We start from the raw sequence: 13049 nt of genomic DNA on the forward strand, positions 1-13049 counted from the left end.
TGAATGAGGAAACGTGGATGATGGCGAAGGGTTTTCCTCTTGATCGTGAATCGCCGTCGCCAAAACAGGAATCGGATGGTGGATGACTGCCACCTTCTCCACACTTCACACACGCCGTCGGGAAAGGGAGCGTAATTTTACTTCATGTCCCAATAATGGCAGTAGTAGACCGTTGGTCTTCCTGCACATCGTCTATCTTACGATTTATCGTTTTGAGCATCCCCTTTATATTATTTTCCTGGCTCCGTTCCAGGCGATCAAATCGACGACTCATTTCTTGCTTGAGTGAATTTATTTCACCGCGTATTTCGCTTTTAAGACGCTGCTGCCCATCTTTTAAATCCCGTAGCGCCTGAAGCACGAGGCTTTGGAACTTGTTATCGTTCATGGAAAGCCCCCCTTAAGGCATTTAAACTGTTCGGCTGTTTCAAGTATATCATGTTTAGTTAAATCTAACTTACCCTTACACTAAGCCTGTTAAAGATAGCATGTACCCGCAGGAATTATTGCTTCCTGTCACCGTTAGGCACACCTGACGAATCCCATCCATCCTTATTCATTTCGAATCCCTGCGGTAAACATGAGTCCGCATTTCAATTCCCTACAGGAATTATCGTCTTCTGAGACACGGTTTGTGAAGAATGTCGGGATTGTCTTGAGTGGAATTTAATTCCCTGCGGGAATTATCGTCTTCTGAGACAATCCACCATGTCTTTCATGGGTTGGCCAGCGCCGACATTTCAATTCCCTGCGGGAATTATCGTCTTCTGAGACCCATTGATGCGGCGGGCTGCTGATTATAAGCCAAGGGCATTTCAATTCCCTGCGGGAATTATCGTCTTCTGAGACGGAGAAGACTTTGTAAATTGGGATGGTGAATACAACAAAAAATTTCAATTCCCTGCGGGAATTATCGTCTTCTGAGACGTTCACCGGCGTCACATCCGGGACGGGCGCCACAGGATTTCAATTCACTGCGGGAATTATCGTCTTCTGAGACTCGGTGATTACTGGGTGGCTGGTGCTAGACCCGGCATGGATTTCAATTCCCTGCGGGAATTATCGTCTTCTGAGACAGGATCAAGCTGTCGCCCTGGCCCTTCGCAAGACAGCATTTCAATTCCCTGCGGGAATTATCGTCTTCTGAGACAAACTCGGCCGCAACATGGCAAATCAACGTTTAAAAAATTTCAATTCCCTGCGGGAATTATCGTCTTCTGAGACACCACCGGTACTGCAACGCAGGGGCAATTTCCTACGTATTTCAATTCCCTGCGGGAATTATCGTCTTCTGAGACCTTGGTGAACCGGGCTGTGTTGGGGTGTGACTGCCGGTATCATTTCAATTCCCTGCGGGAATTATCGTCTTCTGAGACTTGACTAGTTCGTCAATCGGAACACCTCCCAATTCCTATTTCAATTCCCTGCGGGAATTATCGTCTTCTGAGACGAAGCGCATCAGCTACTTCGGGCCATCGTGACAGCGAATTTCAATTCCCTGCGGGAATTATCGTCTTCTGAGACGCAAACTTAATCTCGTTATTCTGACTGCGCACACCGAATGATTTCAATTCCCTGCGGGAATTATCGTCTTCTGAGACAGAAAGAGGAGGCGACTGTCATGGGACACAGTGGGCATTTCAATTCCCTGCGGGAATTATCGTCTTCTGAGACACGGCTAGAGCGATTCTGCGCCCTGCCTCTTCGATAATTTCAATTCCCTGCGGGAATTATCGTCTTCTGAGACCTACGTGGTTATCTATCCCTTCTGGAAGTTACTACGATCTATTTCAATTCCCTGCGGGAATTATCGTCTTCTGAGACTGCGCGCCCTTCTAGCCCTTATCCCACAAGCCTTCCGGGCCACTTTCGCGAGCGAGTCCGATTTTAGCCCACAATTCATTGTCTTTTCACCGCCTTGACCCTCGCAAACCCTTGATTTCATCGGATCGAGCGACACCAGGGTTTTCTACCGACCTGCGTCGCTCGCGAGAAGATCGCCGATTCGCCGCTATTAGGAAGACCTTGCTGGCGTAGTGTTCCCGCTGTACATGCTTCTCTATCGTTTGACCGATTCACTCAAAATTACATAGGTTATCGATAAGCCGGGCCATTCCTATGATATCTAAACGACGAAATGGAACCCCGACTAAGTTTTTTATCCCTTCTATAGATTCTTCCACAATTCCTGCTTATGCCTAAGCAAAACCGTAATTGCCAGAGCTAACGATAGAAAAACAGGCTAAGGAGAGATTCCCTAGCCTGTTTTTATTATAAACATACGTGATTTACAAAACTACCCGTTCTTATCCCGTTGCGAATAACACCATTGAGCGCAAGCTCTCCAGCTTACCCCCGCAGCCCCGCCTTCTGCTCCATGATCGCCCGCACTTTCAGCGGAAGGCCAAAGAGGTTGATGAAGCCTTCGGCGTCTTTTTGGTTGTAGACGTCATCGCGACCGAAGGTGGAGAATTCCTCGTTATAGAGGGAGTAGGGGGACTTGGCGCCGGCGGGGGTGGCACTGCCTTTGTAGAGCTTCATGCGCACGACGCCGGTGACGGTTTCTTGGGTCACGTTCACGAAAGCGTCGAGGGCTTCTCTGAGGGGGTGGTACCAGACGCCATCATAAACGAGTTCGGCGTAACGGAGAGCGACCTGCTCCTTGTAGTGCATGGTGGCCCGGTCGAGGCAGAGGTACTCCAGTTCGCGGTGGGCGGCGTAGAGGACGGTGCCGGCCGGGGTTTCGTAGACGCCGCGGGACTTCATGCCGACGAGGCGGTTTTCCACCATGTCGCAGATGCCCACGCCATGGGCGGCGATGACGTTCAGTTTTTCGATCATTTCGACGGGGCCGAGGGCCTCGCCGTTCAGTTTAACGGGGATGCCCTTTTCAAACTCGATTTCCACGTACTCCGGCTTGTCCGGCGCTTGTTCGGGCGCGGTGCAGATCAGGAAGAGGTCGTTCTGGGGTTCGTTCAAAGGGGGCCAGGTCAACCTCTTCACGGCGTAATTGCCAGAGGTTGCGGTCGTGCTATGGAATCGAAAACGGGGTTCGGGTTCTTTTTATTTTAATATTGACAATCAAATTTCCCCACGATAAGATAGAAAATAGTTTCCATAATTTACATTTTTTGAAACATTGAGGAGGTGGTAATTTTTCTATCCCGCCTTCGCCCAAAAGATAGGAAAAATCGTTTAGATCAGCCACAAACAGCAAATGTTTTAATCCAAATTTTTACAAACTAAAGTTCAGTTAGAAAGGGGAATGTTTTAATGTTAAAGAAAATATTTTCTTTGTGTTCAATACTTATAATATTTTGTTTCTCTTACCCTGCATATGCTATAAATGGAGAAAGTGCTGCTCGATATGCTGACCAATGGGCTACAAGTTGTAATACTGCATGGCCTTCCTATACCCAAGATTGCACAAACTTTGTTTCTCAGGCCTTATATGCTGGCGGAATGCCTATGGACAAAACCACTCCAAACGTATGGTTTATGGAAAAGGAAACATTATACGGATGGAACAACTCAAAAAGTTGGACTGTATCTACTGATTTAAGAAACTACTTGTTAAGCACAGGAAAAGCAACTCAAATAGGTGGCTGGGGATGGGTAAATTATCTTACTATTCCATCCGACTCTAACTCTAGTTTTGTGCTTTCTACGTCAAAGACAACGGTATTTTTCTATGATTTTGGTAACGGTTTAGGAGTAAGTCATGCCGCTATACAAACATGGAGCGGTACAGATAATTATTATTCTTCATATACAGGAAACAGGGCAGATTACCATTCCAAGGATAAACTTGGGGTAATTTGGCATCTGAGGCCACACAATACTGACTGGCAACGACTTCTGTCTTTGCATATCAAGTTAATTAAAGAAGGGTCGGGATGAAGTTGATTAGTTCAAGACATTTGGCATTCATATTTTCGATAATAAGCATTATTACTATATCACTCTTGTTAGGTTCTATTAGTATTGAGCGGGATTCTGATATTAAATCAGTAAAAAATGCAGTTGCCGAAAACCTGGAATATCAGTATGCACCCAAAATCCCCAAAGTAAAACAAAAAGACCAAAAATTAAAGTCGGATGACAAAACTAATATTCACAATGCTATTGATGAACAAGCAGACAAATTAATCTCTAAAAATAACGAGCTAAACAAAACTAGAAAAAAGCAATTTAAATGGGCTGTAGAAGATCAGGTGGTAAATAACTTTAGACATACGGATGGAGGAGTCAAAAATCTTATATTTAAGAGTATTGATATTCAAGAAGATACTGCTAAAGTTAATGCGATATATACTGCCTGGATGAAAATGGCGATTATTAATAGTGATGGCTCTTTTGAACCTGAAACATACGCAGAACAAGAACACGAAGGAACCTATAACTTAATTCGAGAAAACGGAAATTGGGTACTAGAAAGTATGACGTTTGAAATACTTAATGGCGCCCCTTGATAGCCTTGAAAACCCTTTTTTTTATAATATGGGTTTCAGACTGAACACCTGCACCGCTATCAAACAGGCCAGAGAACCGCTCCGTCCCCTGGCCTGTTTGTATGATTACCGAGATATGCTCCATTTGTTTCTGACCACTTTTACATTTGCTCTCCAGCTTACCCCCGCAGCCCCGCCTTCTGCTCCATGATCGCCCGCACTTTCAGCGGAAGGCCAAAGAGGTTGATGAAGCCTTCGGCATCCTTCTGGTTGTAGACTTCGTCGCGGCCGAAGGTGGAGAATTCCTCGTTGTAGAGGGAGTAGGGGGACTTGGCGCCGGCCGGGGTGGCGCTGCCCTTGTAGAGCTTCATGCGCACGACGCCGGTGACGGTTTCCTGGGTCACGTTGACGAAGGCGTCGAGGGCTTCTCTGAGGGGGTGGTACCAGACGCCGTCATAGACGAGTTCGGCGTAACGGAGGGCGACCTGCTCTTTGTAGTGCATGGTGGCCCGGTCGAGGCAGAGGTATTCCAGTTCGCGGTGGGCGGCGTAGAGGACAGTGCCGGCCGGGGTTTCGTAGACGCCGCGGGACTTCATGCCGACGAGGCGGTTTTCCACCATGTCACAGATGCCCACGCCATGGGCGGCGGCGATGACGTTCAGTTTTTCGATCATTTCGACGGGACCGAGGGCCTCGCCGTTCAGTTTGACGGGGATGCCCTTTTCAAACTCGATTTCCACGTACTCCGGCTTGTCCGGCGCTTGTTCGGGTGCGGTGCAGATCAGGAAGAGGTCGTTCTGGGGTTCGTTCCAGGGGCTTTCCAGGTCGGCCCCTTCGTGGCTCAGGTGCCAGAGGTTGCGGTCCATCGAGTAGGGACGGTCTTTTTTGACGGGCACGGGGATGTTGCGGGCGTTGGCGTAATCGATGGCGTCTTCGCGGGAGCGGATGTCCCATTCGCGCCAGGGGGCGACGATCTTGAGGTCGGGGGCCAGGGCCTTGACGGTCAGTTCAAAGCGGACTTGGTCGTTGCCTTTGCCGGTGGCGCCGTGGGCGATGGCTTCGGCCCCTTCGGCGCGGGCGATTTCGACGAGGCGCTTGGCGATGAGGGGACGGGCGAAGGAAGTGCCCAGGAGGTATTTGCCTTCATAGACGGCGCCGGCTTTCAGGGTCGGCCAGATGAAGCCGGTGACGAATTCTTCCTTCACATCTTCGATGTAGAGCTTGGTGGCGCCCGTCTTGATCGCCTTTTCGTTCAAGGGGGCCAGTTCTTCCCCTTGGCCCAGGTCGGCGGCCATGGCGATGACTTCGTAGCCGTAGTTCTCTTTCAACCAAGGGATGATGATCGATGTATCGAGGCCGCCCGAGTAGGCCAGGACGATTTTTTTGGACATGGTTCGATCTCCTCTCACGGTATCCGTGTCAGTTTTATTCGGTGTTCTCGTTTACACTAGCCTTGAGATTTAAGGTTTACTTTATGGCTTGCTTTATGGATTACCTTATGGGTTGCGTTATGGATTACGTTGTAGGTTGCTTTATGGCTTGCCTTAGGATGCGCAGGCGCGTACTTCTCCCCTACATCACCGACGCCATGATCGCCTTCTGGGCGTGGAGGCGGTTTTCGGCCTCGTCGAAGACGGCCGATTGGGGGCCTTCGATGACTTCGTCGGTGATCTCTTCGCCCCGGTGGGCGGGCAGGCAGTGCAGGACGATGGCTTTGGGATGGGCCGCTTTCATGATTGTACCATCGATCAGGAAACCTTGGAAGGCTTGGGCGCGCTTCTGGGCCTCACCCTCCTGGCCCATGGAAGCCCAGACGTCGGTGTAGAGCACATCGACGTCTTTGGCCGCTGCGACGGGGTCGCTCATCAGGGTGATCGATCCGCCGTGGGCTTTGGCGTCTTCCGTGGCCAGGCGGACGACTTCCGGGTCGGGGCGGTAGGCTTCAGGGGTGCAGATGACCACGTTCATGCCGGCTTTGGCGCCGCCGAACATCAGTTCGTGGGCCATGTTGTTGCCGTCGCCGATGAAGGTCATCTTCAGGCCGTCCGTCTTGCCCTTGTATTCGACGACGGTCATCAGATCGGCCAGGACCTGGCAGGGGTGCAAGAGGTCGGTGAGGCCGTTGATGACGGGGATGTCGGCGTATTGGGCCAGTTCGGTCACATCGCTGTGGGCGAAGGTGCGGATCATGATGCCGTCGACATAGCGTGAGAGGACGCGGGCTGTGTCCTTGATCGGCTCGCCCCGGCCCAGTTGGATGTCGGCGGAGCTTAAAAAGAGGGCGTTGCCGCCGAGCTGGTACATGCCGACTTCAAAGGAGACGCGGGTGCGGGTGGAGCTTTTGGTGAAGATCATGCCCAGTGTCTTGCCGGCCAGGTACGGATGAGGGATGCGGGCATTTTGCAGGGCTTTCAGTTCCCGGGCCAGGTCGATGAAGTAGAAGATCTCGTCGCGGCTGAAGTCGTGGAGGGAGAGAAAGTCCCTGCCCTTCATGGCCGGGTTGAGTTTGGGCAGTTGTGCCGTCGTCATGGTGCGTTCCTTCTTTCTTGCGAGGTTCCGGGGCGCTGCCGGGGCTCATTGGGGATAGAGCTTTTCGGGAGTTGGGGGTTTTGGGGAGATGGTTTTTTTGGGGGATGGGCTTTGGGCAGCAGCTTCTTCTCCTTAGACCGCCCGCAGTCCCTCCACCCGGGCGCTCCATTCGGCCGAGTTGGCTTCCTGGAAAGTGCCCATGGAGAGGAAGTTCGGCGGGTCGCCTTCGCGGATCATGCGGATCGTGGCGAGGAGCGCCCAGGCCGTGTCGAGCGAGGTGAGACAGGGGACGCGGTATTCCGAGGCGGCGCGGCGGATGCGGAAGCCGGTCCGGCCGGCCACTTTGCCTTTGGTCGGGGTGTTGATGATCAACTGGACGCCGCCGTCTTTGATCTGGTCGAGGACGGCCTGGACGGCGTAGGCGCTGGTGTCGATGGCGGTGACGGCGAGGCCGCTTTCGCGCAGGGCTTCGGCCGTCCCTTTCGTGGCGGCGACGCGGAAGCCCAGGTCGGCGAATTCGCGGATCAGGCCGGCGACCTCCTCTTTGTCCCGCTCGGCCACGGAGATGAGCAGGTTGCCGCCAGTGGGGATTTTCATGCCCGCCGCCGTCATGGCCTTGAAGAGGGCCGAGGGGAGTTCAAAGTCGACGCCCATGACCTCGCCCGTCGATTTCATCTCCGGTCCGAGGGAGATGTCCACGTCGGTCAGCTTTTCAAAGGAGAAGACGGGCGCTTTGACGATGGTATAGGCCGTTTCGGGCCAGAGGCCGCTGCCGTAGCCCATCTGGGCCAGGGTCTTGCCGAGCATGACATTGACGGCCACCTTGATCATGGGGACGCCGGTCACTTTGGAGAGGATGGGCACGGTGCGGGAGGCCCGGGGGTTCACCTCCAGGACGTAGACCTTGCCCTGGCCGTCGACGACGTACTGGATGTTCAACAAGCCGATGACGCCGAGGGCCTTGGCGATGCGCAGGGTGTAGTCGACGATGGTGTCCCGCTCTTCCCGTTTCAGGGACTGGGGCGGGTAGACGGCCATGGAGTCGCCCGAGTGGACGCCGGCCCGTTCGATGTGCTCAAAGATGCCGGGGATCAGGGTGTCCGCCCCGTCGCTGATGGCGTCGACCTCCACCTCGCGGCCGCGGATGTATTTGTCGACCAGGATGGGGTGTTTCGGGCTGATGCGGACGGCCGTTTCCATGTAGGATTCGAGGTCCTTGACGTTTTCCACCACTTCCATGGCCCGGCCGCCGATGACATAGCTGGGGCGGACGAGGACCGGGAAGCCCAGTTCTTCGGCGATGGCCTTCGCCTCGTCGGCGCTGGTGGCGGAGCGACCCTCCGACTGGGGAATGGCGAGGCGCTTTAAAAGGGCCTCGAATTTTTTGCGGTCTTCGGCGGCGTCGATGCCCTCCAGGGAGGTGCCCAGGATGGGGACGCCGTGCTCGGCGAGGCCCTCGGCCAGGTTGATGGCCGTCTGGCCGCCGAACTGGACGACGACGCCGCGCGGTTTTTCCTTCTCGACGATGTTGAGGACGTCCTCCAGGGCCAGGGGCTCGAAGAAGAGCTTGTCGGCCGTGTCAAAGTCGGTGGAGACCGTCTCGGGGTTGTTGTTGATGATGATCGATTCGACGCCGGCGCCGCGGAGCGCCCAGGCGGCGTGGACGGAGCAGTAGTCGAACTCGATGCCCTGGCCGATGCGGATCGGGCCGGAGCCGAGGACGATCACCTTCTCCCCCGTCGTCTGGCGGACCTCGTCCTCCTCCTCGTAGGTGGAGTAGTAGTAGGGCGTCAATGCCTCAAACTCGGCGGCGCAGGTGTCGACCATCTTGTAGGTGGGCTGGATGCCGGCCGCCTGGCGGGCCTCCCGGACGGTCTGGGTGGAGATGTTGGCGATCTTGGCGATCTGGTAGTCGGAAAAGCCGAGGGTCTTCGCCTCACGGAGGGTCTCGCCGGCGACGGGCCACTGGGCGAGGCGCGATTCGAAGTCGACGAGGCTCTTGATCTTCACCAGGAACCAGGGGTCGATCCTGGAGACCTGGTGGATCTCCCGCACCGACCAGTCGCGACGAAAAGCCTGGGCGACGGCGAAGAGGCGTTCGTCGTCAGCGCGCTTCAGTTTGTTTTCCAGGTCGATGTCGGTCCACTCGCCGGCGCCGGGGTAGCGCAGGCCATAGACGCCTGTTTCGAGGGAGCGGACGGCTTTTTGCAAAGCGCCTTCGAAGGTGCGGTCGATGGCCATGACCTCGCCGGTCGCCTTCATCTGGGTCGTCAGGCTGCGGTCGGCGGTGACGAACTTGTCAAAGGGCCAGCGGGGGATCTTGACGACACAGTAGTCGAGGGTCGGCTCGAAACAGGCCGTCGTCTTGCCGGTGACAGGGTTTTTGATCTCATCGAGGGTAAGGCCGATGGCGATCTTGGCGGCCATCTTGGCGATGGGGTAGCCGGTGGCCTTGGAGGCCAGGGCCGACGAGCGGCTCACCCGGGGGTTGACTTCGATGACGATGTAGCTGTCGCTGTCGGGATGGAGGGCGTACTGGACGTTGCAGCCCCCCTCCACCTTGAGGGCGCGGATGATCTTTAAGGATGCCGAGCGCAGCATCTGGTATTCCTTGTCGGCCAGGGTCTGCGAGGGGGCGACGACGATGGAGTCGCCTGTGTGGATGCCGACAGGGTCGATGTTTTCCATGTTGCAGATGGTGATGCAGTTGTCGTTGCCGTCGCGCATCACCTCGTACTCGATCTCTTTCCAGCCGGCGACGCTCTGTTCGAGGAGCACCTGGCCGATCATGGATTTTTTCAGGCCCATGTCACAGATGGTGAGCAGTTCCGCCTCGGTGTGGGCGATGCCGCCGCCGGTGCCGCCAAGGGTGTAGGCGGGCCGGATGATCAGGGGGAGGCCGGCCTGGCGGGCGAAGGCGACGGCCTGGTCGAGGTTGGAGACGATCTCCGAGAGGGGGATCGGCTCGCCGATCTCCTGCATCGTCTTTTTGAAGAGTTCCCGATCCTCGGCTTTTTTGATGGCCTGTAAGGATGTGCCGAGGAGACGGACGTTGTACTTATCGAGGACGCCGGCCTGGGCCAAGGCGACGGCCAGGTTGAGGCCGGTCTGGCCGCCCAGGGTGGGCAGCAGGCCGTCGGGCTGCTCCTGGGCGATGATCTTGGTCAGCGAAGGCACGTCAAGCGGTTCGATATAGACATGATCGGCGATGTTGGCGTCGGTCATGATCGTGGCCGGGTTGGAGTTGACCAGGACGACTTCGAGGCCCTCTTCTTTCAGGGCTTTGCAGGCCTGGGTGCCCGCATAGTCGAATTCCGCCGCCTGGCCGATGATGATGGGCCCCGAACCGATGACGAGGACTTTTTTCAACTTCTGGTCTTTCGGCAAGGGTGTTCCTCCTTAGGTTGGGGGCTGTGGTGGTGGGGCAGAGCCTGGGGTGAGGCAAAAAAGGCGGGGCAAGCCCGCGCCATGAGCTTGAAAACCATGAGGCAAGCCAGGCAAAGAGGCAGGCGGCGTTCGACCGGGATTTAGGCCGACGCCTTCGCCAGGCGCTCTTTCATATTATCAATAAACTCATCAAAGAGGTAGGCCGAGTCGTGGGGGCCAGGGGCCGCTTCCGGGTGGTACTGGACCGAGTAGATCGGCAGCCGCTCGTGGCGAAGGCCTTCGACGGTGTCGTCGTTGCCGTTGCGGTGGCTGACGGTGAGGCCGGCCGGGAGGGTTTTTTCGTCGATGGCGTAGCCGTGGTTTTGGGAGGTGATGAAGACGCGGCCCGTCCGCAGGTCCTTGACAGGGTGGTTGGCGCCGCGGTGGCCGAATTTGAGTTTGTAGGTATCGGCGCCGGCGGCCAGGGCGAGGAGCTGGTGGCCGAGGCAGATGCCGAAGATGGGCAGCGAATGGGCCGGGGACGCCGGGCGGAGGAAGTCGGCGATGGTCTTGATGGCCGGGGCCACGTCTTTCGGGTCGCCGGGGCCGTTGCTCAGGAAGAGGCCGTCGGGGTTGGCGGCGCGGATCGCTTCGGCGGTCGTGTTCGCCGGGAAGACCATCAGGTGGCAGTCAAGGGCTTTGAGCATGCGCAGGATGTTTTCCTTGATGCCGAAGTCGAGGACGGCGACGCGGCAGCCGTCGCCGGGGATGACGTAGGCCTGGGGCGTCGTGACCGAGTTCACCAGATGGGGGCCGGCCACAGGCAGGTGGCGGATGGCGGTGAGGTATTCGATCCACTGGATGTAGCTCGCTTCATCCATGTGGGCGAAGATGGCTTCCAGGGAGGTGCGGCCGCCGACGCGCAGGTTGGCAAGGGCCTCCCCTTCCCAGGGGGCGCTGTCGGCCAGGCCGGCCCTGCTCGGGCCGTTGTGGATCACGCCGCGCAGGGTGCCGTGCTCGCGGATGCGCCGGGTCAATGAGCGCGTATCGATGCCGGCCAGGCCGGGGATGCCGTGCTGGGCCAGGTAGTGATCGAGCGTTTTTTCAGAACGGTAGTTGGAGGGGCGGGCACAGGCTTCGCGGACGATGTAGCCCCGCACCTGGGGTTTCGTCGATTCGGCGTCGGCGGCGTTGATGCCGTAGTTGCCGATGAGGGGATAGGTCATGGTCACGATCTGGCCGGCGTAGGAGGGGTCGGTGAGGACCTCTTGGTAGCCGGTCATGCCGGTGTTGAAGACCACCTCGCCGGTGCTGCTTCCCCGGTAGCCGAAGGGGATCCCCTTGAAAAGGGTCCCGTCTTCCAGCAGGAGGTAGGCGGCGGCCGGTTTTACTGCTGTCATTGCCCTTGCCCTCCTGTGGCGGCCGAGTCGGCGGCGGCGACGCCGGCGAGGACTTCCTCCAAGACGGCGACGGCTTCGTCCACATCGGCTTTCGTGATGGTGAGGGGCGGCAAAAAGCGCAATACCTTGACGGCGGTGCAGTTGATGATCAGGCCTTTTTTCAGGCACTCGGCGACGATGTCCGCGCCGGGGCGGTCGAGTTCGCAGGCGACCATGAGGCCAAGGCCGCGCACCCCTTGGATCAGGGGGTATTTTTCCTGGAGGCGGCGCAGGTGGCCCATGAAGTAGGCGCCCACTTCGCGGCAGTTGTCCATCAGGCCGTCCTTCAGGAGAACGTCCATGACGGCGACGCCGGCGGCGGCGACGAGGGGGTTGCCGCCGAAGGTGGAGGCGTGGTCGCCCGGCTGGAAGGCCTGGGCCACGTCGTCTGTGGCGAGGAGCGCGCCCATGGGGGCGCCGCCGGCGAGGGCTTTGGCCAGGGTCATGATGTGGGGCGTGACGCCGTAGTGCTCATGGGCGAAGAGCTTGCCCGTCCGGCCAAGGCCGCACTGGACCTCGTCAAAGATCAGCAGGAGGTTGTTCGTTTCGGCCAGTTTGGCGAGGCCCTGCCAGTAGGCGGGGTCGGCCAGGTTGACGCCGCCTTCGCCCTGAACGGGCTCGACCATGATGGCGCAGGTGTTGGCGGTGATCGCTTTTTCCAGGGCCTTCAGGTCGCCGAAGGGGGCGTAGCGGAAGCCCTGGGGCAGCGGTTCGTAGTCTTTCTGGTATTTGGGCTGCGCCGTGGCGGTGACGGTGGCCAAGGTGCGGCCGTGGAAGGATTTTTCCATGGTGATGATCTCGTATTTGTCAGGGCCCCAGGTCTTTTTGGCGTATTTGCGGGCCAGCTTGATGGCCCCTTCGTTCGCTTCCGCGCCGGAGTTGCAGAAAAAGACCTTGTCGGCGAAGGAGTTTTCCACGAGCGCCTGGGCCAGCTTGACCTGCGGCTCGATCCAGTAGAGGTTGGAGACGTGCAGCAGCGTCGCCGCCTGTTGCGTAAGGGCGTCAACGACCTTCGGGTGACAGTGGCCCAGGGAGTTGACGGCCAGGCCTGCCAAGAAGTCGAGGTATTCCCGGCCATCGGCGTCCCATACGCGGGCGCCCTGCCCTTTCACGAGCGAGATGGGCAGTCTGCCATAGGTGTTCATCACATATTTCTTTCCCAGTTCGACGATCTGGGCGTTGTTCATCATCCCGGTCACCGCCGATCCCCCCGTTCTTATTTTTTTATGAAGCGGTTGTTGGCCGCAAAAAGACGCGATCTATT

At 56.9% G+C, this 13049-nt stretch carries 8 protein-coding genes, 1 pseudogene and 1 CRISPR repeat array; of the genes and pseudogenes, 2 read left to right on the top strand and 7 right to left on the bottom strand.

Features of this window, described 5'->3' with window-relative positions:
• Positions 1-142: 142 nt before the first annotated feature.
• Both GTO89_RS03240 and GTO89_RS03245 read right to left on the bottom strand, forming a co-directional pair.
• Positions 143-388 carry a hypothetical protein gene (locus GTO89_RS03240; protein WP_161260633.1) on the bottom strand — a complete coding sequence of 82 codons (246 nt, stop codon included), beginning with the start codon at positions 386-388 and terminating at the stop codon, positions 143-145.
• Positions 389-590: 202 nt separating this feature from the next.
• A CRISPR array of direct repeats spans positions 591-1824; the repeat unit is 37 nt.
• Between the two features lie 525 nt (positions 1825-2349).
• Positions 2350-3028 (bottom strand): annotated as a pseudogene (locus GTO89_RS03245) (argininosuccinate synthase); the annotation flags it as partial.
• A 245-nt stretch (positions 3029-3273) separates the two neighbouring features.
• Between GTO89_RS03245 and GTO89_RS03250 the strand changes: the two are divergent.
• Positions 3274-3900 carry an amidase domain-containing protein gene (locus GTO89_RS03250; RefSeq protein WP_161260634.1) on the top strand — a complete coding sequence of 209 codons (627 nt, stop codon included), beginning with the start codon at positions 3274-3276 and terminating at the stop codon, positions 3898-3900.
• Positions 3897-4472, top strand: a complete 576-nt coding sequence (locus GTO89_RS03255; protein WP_161260635.1) for a hypothetical protein — start codon at positions 3897-3899, stop codon at positions 4470-4472. Before GTO89_RS03250 ends, GTO89_RS03255 begins: the two co-directional genes overlap by 4 nt.
• Positions 4473-4630: 158 nt before the next feature.
• Here GTO89_RS03255 and GTO89_RS03260 read toward each other — a convergent pair whose 3' ends face one another.
• The 5 genes from GTO89_RS03260 to GTO89_RS03280 form a co-directional block, all read right to left on the bottom strand.
• Entirely contained in the window at positions 4631-5842 is a 1212-nt protein-coding gene (locus GTO89_RS03260) for an argininosuccinate synthase (RefSeq protein WP_161260636.1), read from the bottom strand.
• 181 nt (positions 5843-6023) lie between these two features.
• A complete protein-coding gene (gene argF, locus GTO89_RS03265) occupies positions 6024-6980 on the bottom strand; it encodes an ornithine carbamoyltransferase (protein WP_204758160.1) in 957 nt (318 codons plus the stop codon).
• 132 nt (positions 6981-7112) lie between these two features.
• Positions 7113-10367 (bottom strand): carbamoyl-phosphate synthase large subunit, encoded by a 3255-nt coding sequence (gene carB / locus GTO89_RS03270; RefSeq protein ID WP_161260637.1) that lies wholly within the window; start codon positions 10365-10367, stop codon positions 7113-7115.
• 140 nt (positions 10368-10507) lie between these two features.
• Positions 10508-11746: a glutamine-hydrolyzing carbamoyl-phosphate synthase small subunit gene (gene carA / locus GTO89_RS03275; RefSeq protein ID WP_161260638.1), complete on the bottom strand. Its 1239-nt coding sequence runs from the start codon at positions 11744-11746 to the stop codon at positions 10508-10510.
• Positions 11743-12972: an acetylornithine transaminase gene (locus tag GTO89_RS03280; RefSeq protein ID WP_161260750.1), complete on the bottom strand. Its 1230-nt coding sequence runs from the start codon at positions 12970-12972 to the stop codon at positions 11743-11745. The genes carA and GTO89_RS03280 overlap by 4 nt, the downstream gene beginning before the upstream one ends.
• Positions 12973-13049: the final 77 nt, after the last annotated feature.

The sequence above is a fragment of the Heliomicrobium gestii genome (assembly GCF_009877435.1).
GTDB lineage: Bacteria > Bacillota > Desulfitobacteriia > Heliobacteriales > Heliobacteriaceae > Heliomicrobium > Heliomicrobium gestii.